The sequence below is a fragment of the Paraburkholderia sp. SIMBA_054 genome (genome assembly GCF_046534875.1).
GTDB classification, from domain to species: domain Bacteria; phylum Pseudomonadota; class Gammaproteobacteria; order Burkholderiales; family Burkholderiaceae; genus Paraburkholderia; species Paraburkholderia hospita.
Window position 1 is genome coordinate 92,717 of record NZ_JAWRXV010000016.1, and the last position, 14,908, is coordinate 107,624.

The 14,908-nt window shown below is 60.9% G+C and carries 12 protein-coding genes; 4 read left to right on the forward strand and 8 right to left on the reverse strand.

Annotation, left to right across the window (positions count from 1 at the left end; all coding sequences use genetic code 11):
* The first annotated feature begins 2 nt into the window (after window positions 1–2).
* Entirely contained in the window at window positions 3–635 is a 633-nt protein-coding gene (locus SB822_RS20760; RefSeq protein ID WP_410855506.1) for an alpha/beta hydrolase, read from the forward strand.
* Here SB822_RS20760 and SB822_RS20765 read toward each other — a convergent pair.
* The 3 genes from SB822_RS20765 to SB822_RS20775 form a co-directional block, all read right to left on the reverse strand.
* A complete protein-coding gene (locus tag SB822_RS20765) occupies window positions 632–1,015 on the reverse strand; it encodes a CapA family protein (protein ID WP_410855507.1) in 384 nt (127 codons plus the stop codon). The genes SB822_RS20760 and SB822_RS20765 overlap by 4 nt on opposite strands.
* Entirely contained in the window at window positions 1,006–1,401 is a 396-nt protein-coding gene (locus tag SB822_RS20770) for a Uma2 family endonuclease (RefSeq protein ID WP_410855508.1), read from the reverse strand. The genes SB822_RS20765 and SB822_RS20770 overlap by 10 nt, the downstream gene beginning before the upstream one ends.
* A gap of 579 nt (window positions 1,402–1,980) precedes the next feature.
* A complete protein-coding gene (locus tag SB822_RS20775; protein ID WP_410855509.1) occupies window positions 1,981–2,199 on the reverse strand; it encodes a hypothetical protein in 219 nt (72 codons plus the stop codon).
* Window positions 2,200–3,170: 971 nt separating this feature from the next.
* Between SB822_RS20775 and SB822_RS20780 the strand changes: the two genes are divergently transcribed.
* The gene (locus SB822_RS20780; RefSeq protein WP_410855510.1) at window positions 3,171–6,521 is read left to right on the forward strand and encodes an adenylate/guanylate cyclase domain-containing protein; all 3,351 of its coding nucleotides are present in this window, start codon (window positions 3,171–3,173) and stop codon (window positions 6,519–6,521) included.
* A 504-nt stretch (window positions 6,522–7,025) separates the two neighbouring features.
* Here SB822_RS20780 and SB822_RS20785 read toward each other — a convergent pair.
* Window positions 7,026–7,499, reverse strand: coding sequence for a hypothetical protein (locus tag SB822_RS20785; RefSeq protein WP_410855511.1), 474 nt, complete (start codon window positions 7,497–7,499; stop codon window positions 7,026–7,028).
* Window positions 7,500–8,089: 590 nt separating this feature from the next.
* Between SB822_RS20785 and SB822_RS20790 the strand changes: the two genes are divergently transcribed.
* Both SB822_RS20790 and SB822_RS20795 read left to right on the forward strand, forming a co-directional pair.
* Window positions 8,090–8,581 carry a copper resistance protein CopD gene (locus SB822_RS20790; RefSeq protein ID WP_410855512.1) on the forward strand — a complete coding sequence of 164 codons (492 nt, stop codon included), beginning with the start codon at window positions 8,090–8,092 and terminating at the stop codon, window positions 8,579–8,581.
* Window positions 8,524–8,907: a CopD family protein gene (locus SB822_RS20795; RefSeq protein WP_410855513.1), complete on the forward strand. Its 384-nt coding sequence runs from the start codon at window positions 8,524–8,526 to the stop codon at window positions 8,905–8,907. The genes SB822_RS20790 and SB822_RS20795 overlap by 58 nt, the downstream gene beginning before the upstream one ends.
* 574 nt (window positions 8,908–9,481) lie before the next feature.
* Here the strand turns inward: SB822_RS20795 and SB822_RS20800 are convergent.
* The 4 genes from SB822_RS20800 to SB822_RS20815 form a co-directional block, all read right to left on the reverse strand.
* On the reverse strand, window positions 9,482–10,843 hold the full coding sequence (locus SB822_RS20800) for an MFS transporter (protein ID WP_410855514.1): 1,362 nt from the start codon (window positions 10,841–10,843) through the stop codon (window positions 9,482–9,484).
* A 145-nt stretch (window positions 10,844–10,988) separates the two neighbouring features.
* Window positions 10,989–11,852, reverse strand: a complete 864-nt coding sequence (locus SB822_RS20805; RefSeq protein ID WP_410855515.1) for a VOC family protein — start codon at window positions 11,850–11,852, stop codon at window positions 10,989–10,991.
* Between the two features lie 586 nt (window positions 11,853–12,438).
* Window positions 12,439–13,917, reverse strand: coding sequence for a YncE family protein (locus tag SB822_RS20810; protein ID WP_410855516.1), 1,479 nt, complete (start codon window positions 13,915–13,917; stop codon window positions 12,439–12,441).
* Window positions 13,914–14,414 (reverse strand): DUF305 domain-containing protein, encoded by a 501-nt coding sequence (locus SB822_RS20815; protein WP_410855517.1) that lies wholly within the window; start codon window positions 14,412–14,414, stop codon window positions 13,914–13,916. The genes SB822_RS20810 and SB822_RS20815 overlap by 4 nt, the downstream gene beginning before the upstream one ends.
* Window positions 14,415–14,908: the final 494 nt, after the last annotated feature.

Sequence of the window (14,908 nt, forward strand, 5' to 3'; positions counted from 1 at the left end):
AGATGCAGGAAGTCACCATTCCGGTGGAAGACGCCTCCCTGATGCGCACGCTTGCGCTGCCACAGGACGCTCAATCACTGGTTCTACTCGCGCACGGCAGCGGCAGTTCACGGTTCAGCCCTCGTAACCAGTACGTGGCCACCGAACTCAACCGGGCCAGCATCGGAACCCTGCTGATGGACTTGCTCTCGAGCAGGAAGACACCGGTCCCGCCGCCCGCTTCGACATCGAACTGCTGTCGGTGCGTCTCGCAAGCAACGGCCTGGATCGCGGCGAAGCGGACGACACGCCTCTCGTATGGCTACTTCGGCGCGAGTGCGAGCACGGGCGCGGCTGCGGCGATCCGTGCAGCGCACGTGCCGTCGGTCCCGATTGAGGCGATCGTTCCGCGAGGCGACAGGCCCGACCTCGCCGGACGCGACGCCCTCGCCGCGGCGCAGACGCCGACGTTGCTCGGGGTAAGCGGGCTCGACGCCAATGTCATCGAAGTCGACCGGGAGGCTTTCGCTCTTCTCGAACGCACGAAGGATCTTGTGATCGTCCCCGGCGCGACCCACCTGTTCGAAGTGCCCGGCACACTGGAAGCCGTTGCGCGGTACGCGTTGCAATGGTTCGAGCGTTATCTCGGCGCCTAATCGCCCCCACGCAGCACGAGCGTGTCGTTAACGCGGCGCTCCACAGTGGCGCCCAACGGCTGACTCTCCCGATTCAGCGTTTCGTGTAACCATCGAATGCCTTCTTCAGGTGCCCGATTGATCTGGAAGTGGCGCGTCTGCGTCGGTGTCATCGACAGTTCGGCCAGCGTGCCCGTTTCAAGGTCGAGCGTGGGGAAATACATCAGCGCAAGGCCGCTGCGAAACGCTTCCTGACCGCCGATACCTTCATAGTCGTTGATGAAGTCCCCGGCACCGTACAGGGCGAGTTTGCCTCGATACAGCTCGCTGCCCTTCACCTTGTGCGACGAATGGCCGTGTACGAGATCCACGCCCACGTGCACGATGTATGTCACGCCCATGCGAAAAACATCGGGTCCGGCTCCAGGGTCACACGAAACAGGGATGACGCACGCGGGCCGTCTAGCCCTCGAAATTCAACTTTCCCGAGGGGGCCGACGATGATGACTTCCTGTGCACCACTGTTGAGGTAGGCGTCGGCCTTGCGCTCAACCTGGTCCGCGTCATTGTCGTCCGCGAGCACCTCGATACACAGGTCGGGAACGGAAGGTAACGGGGCGTTCGAATCGATTTCGGGCCACTTTTCCTCGGGCATCCAGACGACGTCAGCAATGCGGATGCCGAACGATCGGGTTGTTACCGGCTGACGCATTGCCACGCGAGGCCCCAGTTGCGACGCAAGCTGGCAGAACATGTCGGTGACCAGGAGTTGATGCCATGGACACACCCGTCAATGGGCGGCGACTCGTCCCAACGGGTCGATTTCGTATCCGCCCCGTCCGTCGCTGGCCGCGTTACCTGTCACTTTTTGCCATACTGTCAACAGCCTGTCTGGGCCCGGGAGATTTTGCGTTTTCATGGCGCTCTCCGCTGAAGAGTCAATTCCAGTGTATACCCTCGCGGAAGCATCTGGTCCAGGTCGGCCGCCTCGACGTTGCGGATACCTTGGTGATCAGGAGTGCACGGCCCACGGCAACGGCCAATGGACGCCGGTCCCATCAAGGCTGGGAGCAGCAGGTCGCCGAGTCGACTCACTCCCCGTCAAAGCTCTCATCAGGATGACGGTAGTTCTTTCGCGCTATCTACCTTGAAGGTGAGCTATTGGTTTAGACGCGTCGCCTGTTCGACCATTGCCGCTGCGAAATCGACGACAACGGCATCGGTACCTCCCGCAGCTGCTGCCACAGCGACATAACCCGGGCCCGTTGTAACATCGGGAAAGCGGGTGCCGCGCTAGACTTCGAGTGTGTCAAGCAGTGCGCCACTCGACTGAGTCGTCAAGTCGGCGTAACAGGGATGAGACTCCTCACGGCGTCGCGGGATTCACGTTCCACGTGTGCGCTTTGATGCGCAACGCGGAGCCTTCCCTCTGTGCAATGAGTAGGAAGTTTCCGCCAATGTCAATGGTCCGTTCGTCAGCTATGCTGATATTCCCAGACCAGGTTCCGGATTCCCAGGCCACATTTTCATCAAATGTGAAGAACCCTTGCTGGATTTCGAGATGGTTCCAGACTTTCGTCGCCACGTCGGCCCATTCTTCGATTCCCTTTCGGCCGGACACAGCTTCCTGGCCCGCCGGGATGAGAATGGCGTCTTTAGCTCATCTAGCCCCCGGGTGGCTTCCGGCACATGTTCCCGGCCCCAACCCGTTTCCCGGTTTCGGCCGATTAGGAACGCTCATCGAAAGTCGATGTGTTAGCCAATATTTAGGATGTTTGAATGAAATGCCACGCGCTCGGTTGTGAGCAGACGAATCTGGTCGGATGCCGTGTGAAGACACAATGTTATCTCGTTGGTTACACCACTGAGCCTGTGCCTTTTCGCTCGCACTGCGTTTCCTCGGATTGGTGCTATTAGATGTGCGATTGCCCAGGGTCGGGAGTGTGAGTTCGCTGATGCAGGAAGCTGCCGTCCCGCCGCTCAATGCTGTCACCGTCAGCAATTCGACACGTTGCTGACGTAGAGCCCAGTCCACTCCAATGTCGGCATTGGCCGATGAACAAACCTCAAGATACTTGGACCTTAGGGAAAACAAGGCGTCTTGGCCTTGGCCCGAGAGCAGGAACAGCAAAAGCGACCCTATCGTCTAGACCGACTACCCTGTCACCTTCTTGTTTACCAAGCGCGCTCTCATTCCAACCGAACACTTGTCCCACCCGCCCGCGGCGCAACCATCGAAAATGACATACAATTTTCTATTTACATTCAGTTATTTAGGAAAGCCTGAAAAATTTATCAGCTGTTGGTTTATTTTTGCAAATTGTGACCAGCTTCCAATTGAAAGTCTGGCCAAGAACGTCTCAACAACTTCCGATCCGATTGATCATATTCCGGCTTAGTTTCCCCCACGTTTTGCTTTAGTTACCAGGGTTGGTAAGTCTGATGCCAATCGTAAGGTGAAACGCACAATTCGGCCCTAATGCGCGCAACACCTACACTAGACAAGGCAAGTGCCGTTCTATTTTTTGAGCCCGCAACGGGAAACAGATTCCGGCGATGACGATGGATATCGAACTGTGGCTGGGCGGACTTGGGCTCGAGCAATACACACAGGCCTTTGCCGACAACGACATCGACGCGGCGATGCTGTCCGGGCTCACTGACGCGGATCTGAAGGAACTCGGCGTTCGCTCGCTCGGGCATCGCAAGCGGCTGCTGGCGGCGATTGCGCAGATGCCGGCTTCGGGAGCCGATGCGCCGCCCGTGGCCCAGCCTGCCCTCGATAGACCTGTCGCGCCCGCTGTCAGCACGCCAGTGGAAGAGCGCAGACAGGTCACCGTGCTCTTCGCCGACCTGTGCGGCTTCACCGCGCTCTCGCAAACACTCGATCCCGAAGAACTGCGTGAACTGATCGGTCGCTTCACCGGGCTGGTCGACGGCATCGTGCTCGCGTACGGCGGCACCATCGACAAGCACATCGGTGACGCCGTGATGGCGCTCTTCGGCGCGCCGCGAGCGCACGAAACCGATCCGCTGCGCGCGGCCCGCGCCGCGCTCGATATTCACGACGCGCTCGACCAGCTGAACGCGACAGGCGCGCGGAGCTTACAGGCGCATATCGGCATTGCAAGCGGCGAGGTGGTTGCGGGCGCAGTCAGCCGTGCCGATGCGCAGGACTACACGGTGCATGGCGATGCGGTGAATCTTGCAGCGCGGCTGGTCTCGGCGGCGGGCGCGCGACAGACGTTGTTGTCCGACGGTGTGCGGCGCGCGCTCGGCGACAGCGCGGTCTGCGAGCAGATGGGCGAGATGCACTTCAAGGGCATCGACGTGCCCGCGCGCGCGTGGCGCCTCTCCTGCGTGGTGCGCGAACCCGCGCGTGCGAGCCGCAGCCGGTTCGTCGGGCGCAAGGCGGAATTGGAGCAGTTTCGTGGCATCGTGCGCGCGTGCGTCGAACAGCGAGCCGGACACGTCGTCTATGTACGCGGCGATGCGGGCATCGGCAAGACGCGGCTCGTCGATGAGATGCGCGTGTTTGCTCACACGCATTGCTTCGCAGTGCATCGGGGCCTCGTGCTCGACTTCGGCGTCGGCAAGGGGCAGGCCCCGGTGCGCGCGATCATAGACAGCCTGCTCGGGCTGTCGCCCGCGGCGGATACCGAAGAGCGAAAGGCCGTGGCCGCGCGCCTTGTCGGCAATGGCGTCATCCAGCCCGAGCAGTGCGTCTTTCTCGACGATCTACTCGATCTGCCGCAATCGGGCGAATGGCGCACGCTCTACGATGCAATGGATCACGGCGCGCGCAAGCGCGGCAAGCAGGCAGTCGTCGCGGCGTTGACGGCTGACGCATGCCGGCGCGGCGCGAGCATGATTGTCGTCGAAGACCTGCATTGGGCCGATGCCGAGGTGTTGGGCTATCTGTCTGCGTTCGCGTCTGGTATTGGAGGCGGCACGGGACTGCTGGTGATGACCTCGCGCATCGATGGCGACCCGCTCGATGCCGCGTGGCGCGCCCGGATGCGCGACACGCCGCTCGCGACGATCGACCTCGGTCCGCTGCGCCGCGACGAAGCACTGACGCTCGCGGGCAATTTCATCGACGCGACGCAGCGCGTGGCGCTTGCCTGCATCGAACGCGCGGACGGCAATCCGCTATTCCTCGAACAGCTTCTGCACAACGCCGAAGAAGGCAGCGGCGATGCGGTGCCGGCGTCGATCCAGAGTCTCGTGCTCGCGCGCATGGACCGGCTCGAAGCGCGCGACCGCATTGCGTTCCAGGCGGCATCGGTGATCGGGCAGCGCTTCGGGCTCGCGCTGCTCAGACGGCTGATCGACGAGCCGGACTACGACTGCGACACGCTGGTCGCCAATGCACTCGTGCTGCCTGAAGGCGATGACTTTCTATTTGCGCACGCGCTGATTCAGGAGAGCGCGTACTCGACGCTGCTGCGGGCGCGGCGGCGCGAGTTGCATCGTCGCGCCGCCGACTGGTTCGCAGACAGCGACGCCGTGCTGCGCGCACAGCACCTGGACCGCGCCGAAGACGAGCGCGCGCCGCAGGCTTGCCTCGATGCGGCGCACGCGCAGCGGACCGCGCATTTCACGGAATCCGCGCTGCTTCTGATCGAGCGAGGGCTTCGGATCGCGCAGTCGCCGCACGACACGCATGCGCTGACGTGCTTCAAGGGCGAGTTGCAGTGTGATCTGGGCGACATTCCTGCGTCGATGGCCACGTATCGCTCGGCTGTCGATGCAGCGCCCGATGATGCTAGCCGTTGTGTCGCGCAACTTGGACTCGCGGAAGGCTTGCGGGTCAGCGAGGGCTTGAGCGAAGCGCTCGCGTTGCTCGACGCCGCGCAGCAGATAGCGGAACGCGAAGACAGCGTGAGCGAACTTGCGCGCCTGCATCATCTGCGCGGCAATATCCTGTTCCCGCTCGGACGGATTGACGACTGCCGGATCGAACACGAACGCGGGCTCGCTTACGCGCAGCGGCTCGGATTGCCCGAAGCGGAGGCGCGCGCGCTGGGAGGTCTCGCCGATGCCGCCTATGCGCAAGGGCGGATGCGTACGGCATTCGAACACTTCAACCGTTGCGTCGCGCTGAGCCGCGAACATGGTTTCGGTCGCATCGAAGTGGCCAACCGGTCGATGCAAGGCTTTAGCCGCATCTATCTGAACGAGGCGCGCGAGGCCTGTGTCGATGCCATCGCTGCGTCGCGCGAGGCGGCGCTTGTTGGGCAGCCACGCGCGCAGTTGCTATGCGAAACGCTGGGCGTGTTCGCGTGCTACGAAACAGGCGACATGCGCGCGGCGCAGGTTCATCTCGAACAGGAAATGCGGTTGATCCGGCAACTCGGCGCGCGCCGCTTCGAAGCGCAGAACCTCGAGATGCAAGCGCGTGTGTTGCTAGAAAGCGGTAAGCGCGAGGAGGCGGCGCGCGTTTTGAGAGAGTCGTTGGCGCTGTGCCGTGAAGTTGGCATGCAGTTCAGCGCGCCGAAGGCATTGAGTGCGCTGAGCTGCGCTGTCGACGACGACGCCGAGCGGGCGCGCATGCTTGCCGAGGGGGCCGATCTACTGCGGCGCGGTGCGGTTGGTCACAATCATTTGTGGTTCTACCGCGATGCGATCGACGCGATGCTGTCGGTGCGTGATCCGGCAGGCGCGCTTCGGTATATCGAGGCGCTGGAACAGTACACGCGTGCTGAGCCATTGCCGTGGGCGCAACTGTTCGCGGCCCGCGGGCGAGTGCTCGCTGCCGCGCTTGATGATTCCGTCGATGAAGGCTTTTTGCCAGAACTTCAGGGTGTGCGCGCGGGGCTGGTGGCGGCGGGGTTCGATGGGGCGCGGCGTGCGGTGGATGCGGCGCTGGCAGTGATTCAGACTTCGCGAAAGGGTGATCGGTGACGAGCTATAACGGTCGCGCACTCGGAAGGATTTTGATTGCGTGTGCTCGGTATGGTCGCGATCACCTACGTTATCGCGGCAAACGTCTCTGGACGGGGATTTTGAGTGAAGGAGGATGTTCGGGGAGGCTGGTTGGCCTTAGCGGTCATTAAGCTGGTCGCCGGCGAAGGGCAGTTGTTGGTCGCTCTGCGGTCGTTGACCCGTCTGTTGCGTCAAACGACAGCTGTCCTCCTGTCGGAGGACAGCACCCGACCCACTGCCGCCGTTCGACCCGACGTCGCTCCACAGTCGGCTTTCGAGCTACAACCGCCATTCGCGCTGGCGTCGCGGCCCTTGGTTGTCGGCCTTTGCGGACATTGAAGTGGGCCGGGTACTACGTCAGCAATATGGCGGGTTGCTGACGCTACCTGAATCAGCATCTGGGGCGTGACCTGCCCGCTGCTGAATCTCTTAAAGTCCGGCAAGGACGGCCGATGAGGCAGCCTATTTACCAACTCGAAATAGTCATTTCCTGCATTGCTGCGTCGTGAACTGCGGGACATGCGTCGAGTCATATGGCTGGAAATTCCCTCGCCTTATATCAATTACATCGACTCCATATTGATTATTTACAAATACGTAATTCTGATCGTCACTAAAAGCGACATCGTATACGCCGCCGCCATATGACACCCTGTGGATGAGGCTTACGGTCGGCTTCACCGAGTAAATTGACACTCGCGTTATCTTTGGCGAACGAGCGTCAATTTCGGTCGGCGAGCCAAATGCGATCAAAATCGAGTCATCGGGACTAAATAAACCACCGTCCACAGCATGATCGGTTTTTACCACCCCCAGATATCGTCCCGCTTGCTGGATCACCAACCCGCCGCCCGCACCAATGCGTGCTGAATAGACTCCGTCGCATGAGCTAACGACATGCGCTTCAACATTAACGGAAATAAGTATCGAAAAAATGAAAAGAGTGCTTTTTCTCACGATCGATCTCCAGATTCCTGATACGAGTCTTGCGCTTCAAGCCTATGCAACGGGATCTATTCACGTCGTATGAGTCGACGTTTTGGTTGCTGCCCCGGGTCTCCGGGCATGGTGCAACCCGGGCAGGGGTTGACGACGCGCCACTGGCCCGGCGTGCTGGTGGTGTTTCCCGTCATGTCGAGGCCAAACTCACGAACGTTGCCATGTTGATCATCGGGCTCTGCACGCATGGGAATATCAGCATTTAGTAGGAGCAGCCACCAATTGCCACTCAGAACGGCGACTGCTTTTGCACTGTAGTCCATAAGGGGCGATATCCAGCCAAGGTCTTGCTCACCGTGAGCTTGGCTGTAGTGCCCAGGCCCAACCTCGAGATTGTGCGAGTCTTCTTGGGCAGCGCGGCCCGGACCATCAGGGGTCCGTTATCTTGGCCCACGCCACATGGCAATCGAACGACAACACATCTACACGGGTCGCATCGGTAAACCAACTGATTACTGGAACCTCGAACTAGAAGCGAAGCGGAGGCCATCCGAAGCCCGAGGTGAAGGAGTCGCGACGGTAGCAACGCATGTCCCCGGGACAGCAAAATGGGAGAACGCAGCGGCATGCTTGAGCAGGCCACGCTGCGCCTCTGGCGTGCTTTCCTTACGACGACGCAGCCCATCGCTGCACTCGCGTATCTCTGGCTGCAGGCGGCGGTGATGAGCGGTTCGGCGCTCCCCGCCGCCGGTGCAGCAGTGGGTGCCGTGCTGACAGAGTCTCACTTCGGCCTCGCATGGTCAGTCGGATTCCTCGGCGCACTGGTCGCGGCATCGAGTTGTTATTTCGGGCGGCGCGGCTTCCCGCTGTTCGTCGTGGGCCTTCTCGCCTATGCGGCGGGCAAGGCTGCGTCCAGCCATGCGGCGGACTCGGGCGATTTCTCGCTGAGAGAGACCATCCACGTCGTGCACCTGGTCGACTGGCCTCTGGGCGGGTGGTGGCGTGATCGTCGCGGCGATCCCTGCTGTACCGGCTCTCACGCGTGGAGGGCAGTTCGCCCGGCCAAAAGGCTGCCTTATGCTCCGCGTTGTCTCAACTAGCGACGGTCGCACTTGCGGTTGTCCTCGTCACCGGTTTCTATAATGCAATGCAGGACACCGCACACGCGAGAGCGCCACTCTTTGGAACGGCCTGGGGCCGGTTGCTCGCCACGAAGCTTGCATGCGTAGCCCTTGCGACCTCATTGGGTGGCTGGAACCGGCTGGTGGTTCTGCCCGATCTGCACGCTCGTGCTGAACGACTCGACCCGGCTTATCCTGCTGTGCAGCGCCGCTTCGACAGTCTTCTTTTGACTGAAGCGCTTGCCATGCTAGCTATCCTCGCGCTGGCTCCAGTGTTGGGCCATATGTCGCCGACGGGTGGCTAGCATGTGGAAAATTCTGGCTCGCGATATTGATGCGGCGAATGATAGTCACGCCTGACACGGTCACATACTTCCCGCCATCGAATTTTTTGTCAATGCAGAGTTGGAGATCATGTCATGCGCCGTACCTTCCACCACGTCGCCATCGCGCTGCCGCTGGCCGCAGTCTCGCTTACCGCTTGCCACCCGCATCTTGCTGCCGCGGCCAATGAGGCATCGGCAGCTCTGTGCCCGGCGACGCTTACTTCATCGTTGGTGGCGAGATTCTGGGGGCCGCTGCTTGCGCGCTGATCAGTCATCCGAATGTTCGCGCGAATGCGCGGACCAACCGTGGCAAATGGCCGGGCTCTGCCTCATGCAAGCGGATATACGCGGACTGAATCTCGCAAAGCCACAACCGGGCAGCACGCGCCAAGTTGCCGCCCTTCCACTGGACACGCGTCAACCTCCGAATGCCACCCCGGAGCGATCGGTCGGCGGCGTGCCGGCGCCATTAGCGTACGGTGCCGCTGGACGAAATGCCGGAGAAGGGACCTTCGACGAAAGTGCGATGCATGGATTCGGCGCTGACAGTCGTCTAAGGCTTGACTGAACCAGGGAGCGTTCGAGCAACCTCAGACGACCTGAGCGCGGCCTCGTGGCGCCCCATGCCAAACATGCTGAGTGCGGCGACGAAGGTGGGTATCGCAACCAGCACGAACATGATGGGCAGGCCCAGATGCATGGCTAGCAGCACTCCGCCAACCATTGAGCCCACGATCGAACCCACCCTGCCAATGCCGAGCGCCCAACTCACGCCGGAGACGCGGCTGGAGGTTGGATAGTAGGCCGCCGCCAGCGCATTGGCGCCGGTCTGCGAGCCTCCGGTTCCAAGACCAGCCCCAAAGACTGCGAACACCAGCATCGGCAACGACGAAGCGACGCCGATGAGCAGGATAAACACTGCGGCAACAAGGTAGAAGCTTGTGAGTATCAGACAGGGATTGTGCCTGTCCATCAGGCGGCCGATCAGCACGGCGTCGACCGTGCTGCCCAAGGGCAGCGCTGCGGCGATCAGCGCAGTCATATCCAGAGGGACGCCTGTGTTGTTAATGACCGTGGGCAGCCAGCTAGTGAGCAGGTAATACACCAGCAGACTCATGAAGAAGGTGAGCCAGAGGCAGACGGTGCCGACCATCACGCCGCTGCCGAAAAGGTTGCGGACGGGAGAACCCGTGACCTTGTTCTCGGGGACTGTGAACACCGTATGTTCGAGCACTTCCTGTGGCGCTATGCGCCGGAGCGTGCGGGCCACTTGCTCCTGTTTCCGGCCGGACAACGCCAGGTACCGGACAGACTCAGGCAGAAGCCATAACAGGACCGGCACCAGTACCAATGGCATGGCCCCGCCGAATAACAGCACGCCCTGCCAGCCATGCAGGGGAATGATCTGCGAGGCGACCACGCCACCCAATGACCCGCCTAACGTGAAGCCGCAGAACATACTCGTCACCAATAGCGAGCGCTGTTTCTCGGGACCGAATTCGGATGTCATCGTAATGGCCGTAGGCATGGCTCCGCCAAGACCCAAGCCGGTCAGGAATCGCAATAGTATGAGTTCGCGCAGAGAAGTCGCGTAGGCGGACCACAGGCACATGACACCGAAAAACGCCACTGAAAAGCAGAGTATGGGCTTGCGCCCAAACCTGTCGGCAAGTGGTCCGAACAGGAGCGCGCCTACCATCAGGCCAAACAGGCCGCCGCCGAACACAGGCGCCAACTGAAGCGCGTTCAATGCCCATTGCTTCCTGATGGCAGGTGCAATGAATCCGGCGCTTGCCGTATCGAAACCATCGAACGCGACCGTCAGGAAACACAGCGCGACGATCAGCAACTGATAGGGCGACAGCTTGTGCGAGTTGATGAACTCCTGAACATCGACCGTTCTGATCGTTTCCATGGCGTTCTCCCTGTAGCCGCTAAATCCAGGCCGTTTCTTTGACAAGGGTGCTGGCAGGAAGCTTGTCCCCGCGTGTTCTCCTGGCTCCGCCTCCGGTAGCCTTGAAGGTTACTCTCGCGCGATCAGCGATGGACCTGATCGCGCGTCAGGATTGAAACTCTGGAATATCGGGTTTGGCGCCCCACATGCAAAAGCCGGTGGAATCGAACGGGAACCGGCGGGGACAGTAACTCGCTTCCTCGTCCGGACTGATCAGACGAACGCCTGTCGAGTATTCGTAAGTCATTCCGTCAGGCCCCTCGAAGTAGAGAAAGATGGCGCCCGACGTCGGATGCCGCCCTGGTCCGAACCGAATGGGTATGCCCTGTTCACGCAGGGTGTACCAGGCGCGCATGAGATCGTCGATGCTTGCAACCTGGTGATTGATATGTTGGATGCCGGCGAACGGGGACGGAAAGAGGGCGATCCGGTGATGTACCTCGTCGATTCTCAGCAGCGGTGCAGGTCCGATCCAGTCGCTCACGCGCGCATTGCACAGTTTCGTCCAGAAGATCTCGTCACGTCCGGGATCGCTGGTGCGCAGGCCGACGTGGCTGAAGCCAGTGATTCCGGCGTCGCGTGACGGAAAATAGCGACGGCCGCTATGCAAGGCGCCGGACACCAATTCAATCTGGTTGCCCGATGGATCCTTGAAACTGATGAAGGCGCGTACGCGACGTTGATCGCACTCGTTGCGACTGCCTGCGTGTACGCGGAAGCTGTTCTGCTCTAACACCGCGCCCGCTTGTTCGAGCGCCTCGTTCGTGACGACATCGAATGCAATCGTCTGGTCATTCGGATCCCCCTCGAAGTAGACCAGCGTGTGATCGCGCTCATCCGAGCGCAGGTAGGCCCACCCACCCTCGCGGCGCACCAGCTGTAATCCAAGGATATCGGCGGCATACTTCGCCGCTGCGCCGATGTCACGTGTACCGAGCCGAACATACCGGAGTTCGTGCAAATTGATCATGAACGGGACCCTGCGGTTTGCCTATCTCCAAGGATAGGCGGCATCCCCCCTTGTGCGTGCCCAATTTTCGTGGCTGCTCGCCTTGGGCCTGCTTCAGGCTGGAGATTGAAAGAGCGCTGGCCGGGGTTTCATGCCGCCCCCTCCCGGAGGATATGCGGAAGCTCGCACTATCGTCTCGGGTCTACGTAGCGCTTATCGAAGGATTTTGGGTCGAAACAAATGCGAGCGGAACCGCCTTTCATCCGCGAATGTCCGCCGCCTAAGGCGGATGAGACGTTCGAGCGTCCGCCCCGGTACACCGGCCAATGCCTCAAGTTGGCCGCAAGCATCAGTTCGACAACCGCTCTCTAGAGCCGACGTTGGAGTCATCAACGGCAGCTTCCTGGCAGGTCGGGTGAATGCGTATTGCCGGCCATGAAGCGTCGTTCCCTCACACCGTCGCTCAGACGTTCAGGCGTCTGCCCCGCTCAGGAGCCGGTCATTCAATTCGCCGCCGCCATGGGATCGTTCCCGTGACTACCAGAATCAGATAGCCGCACCGCGCACCGCCGCCGCCACCGCGAACGAGACGTGGCGGCGGATCCGGTTACGGCGACTGCACCTGTACGGGAGCCCCAGGCTTGCCCGACCCTTGCGGGGCGACCACGAGGTAGCGGCGCTTATCAGCGGCATAGCCCATTCCTGGTGTGATCAGTTGGCGAATCTGCCCGAGAGCATTGACGATCGCCGAGCCGGCCGGATTGGACATGAAATTCGCGAGCACTTGCAGGTCACCCGTGCCATCGGGGTTATCGGCAAGACCTAGAACGTAGGGCTGCTTCGGTTGCAGACCAGTGACAGCGGCCTGGAGAACCTGCACGAGGCCCTGATCGAACAACGCGACAGTCGTAGGTGCACTGGCGGCATCCGCCGTCTTGCCCGCCCCCACCGGCACCAGTGCAAGATGGACGCTCTGACCAGCCAGGCCCAGCGTTTGCAGGTTCTGCGTAGCATCACCTTCCGACACCGCATTCGGCACATAGGTGACAGCCTGCGGCGCCTGGCCAATGGGCACAGTCGCGATGACCGTGTTGCTCAATGTGTCGATCGCAGTCATCGCATCGGCGTTCTCCAGCCCGACATAGATGCGGCTGCCGTCACCCGACGGCCAGAGCCCATGCGGCAAGTTGCCGACAGGTATCGTCGCGACCTGCGAAAAGTTGTCAGTTCGAAACACCTTGATCACATTCAGGCCCCCAACGGAGACGTACGCGAACGTGCCCTTGTCGTTATGCACGATGTTCACGTGATTCGTGATTGGGCCTGTGTCGAGTGTCCTGATCAGCGCGAATGGCGGCCTTGCATCGAACACCTGGACCTTGCCGGTGTCCTTGAGCGTGAACCAGACCTGCTTGCCGTCGGGCGTCGCCGCCAGGTCGGGACAAAAGGGGCTGGCCTGCTGGACCATGCCGACGATCTTGTGGTCGGCCACGGACACCACCTCAATCTCCGGGTTGAAGGACGAACAGACATAACCATATTTCCCGTCCGGTGAGAATATCTGCATACCGGGGCCAGCCGGGACAGTAATGCGTGTTTTCTCCTCGTACGTTTTTCCGTCGAGTACCGCGACGTAGTTTTCACCACGCACCGTCACCCAGACCTCCTTTCCATCGGGCGTGAAGAAAGCCTCGTGAGGCGAGCGGCCGACGTAGGTGACATGCTTGACGGCGTTAGTCTGCGTGTCGATGAATGAAACCGCGTTCGATCCGATCGAGACAACCGCAATTGTGTGATGGTCCGGCGAGAAACCCATGCCGTGCACAAGTAACTGACCTTTGTACAGCGGACTGAAATTGCCCGGCGAGGGATCGCCGAGGCGAATCAGGCCGAGCAGTTTGTTGTCGGCCGGGTCGATCACCGAGACCGTGTTCGAAAACTGCTCGGCGGCGTAAACGCGATCGTGGTGGCTTACGGGAATGTCAGGATCGGACTGCGATCCAGGGGCCTGCCCAGCCCATGCGAACTGCGCTGCCGCCAGCATGGCTGCAGACAACGCGATGGTGATTCTCGATGGGCGTTTCATTGCCGCTCCTTCTGCATAGGCTTTGACATGTTCATTTGCATGCCGTGGTCGGACGTCCGGTGAACAGGGGCGGCAGGCATAGAAGCTGGCTTTTGCTGGTCCGGAGCGGGGGCAGGCGGTGGCAATGGTTGTCCGAGTGCGACGCGCATGGCGACGATTTCCTGTTGTTGCTCGACGACGATCTCTTGCGCGATGCGGCGCAACTGTTCGTTGTGACCGTAACGCAGTTCGGCCTGCGCCATGTCGATGGCACCTTGATGGTGAGGCACCATCATTGCGACAAAATCGCGATCGACGTCGCCTGTCGGTCTCGTCGACATGCCGTCCATCATTCTTGTCATGGCGGTATTGTTCTCCGCCAGGAAGGGGGCTTCGTTAGACGTACCTTCGGTCTGTAAGCCGGCAGCGAAGGCAGGTGAGTCGCAAAGCGCCGAGTTCGCCAGGACGATGACGGCGCTCAGGATCGTCCGCACGGTACGGGGACTTGGGGTACGCACGATGGATCTCCCGTTGTGATGAACAGGTGTCTCATTGGAGTGAACCTGTCAGATGCGAAGGTATTCCGTATCTCACACAGATTTCGCGCAGATGAGGGTTCGCAGCCCGACTAGGCGCCGCGGCATCGCCTGTCGAGTGCCGTCAAACGTTTCCAGTGAACTATCGCGCCAAGGTCATCGGATCGTGAAGGAATGGTAGTGCGCGAGGAGGAGGATCGGAAGATGACATCGCGTGGCCCGCTCTGGTTGTGAACCGGAGCGAAGCAAGGTTCGAAGATCTTCAGAAGCGGCCCTTGGTTCCGCAACGGTCCCAACGTCCGATACGGGTCAAATTCACCCATTGATCGATGCATGGAGTTGCCATTCGAAATTGACACGCAATGAATGGCCGGCCTGAGTCGTTGAGCGGCCTTCGCCGCGCCGATAGACGAACGTCAGCTAAGGCCGAATCGTGCGCATAGCTATTCCGGCAGGCTCCGGAGTCTTCCCGCCGA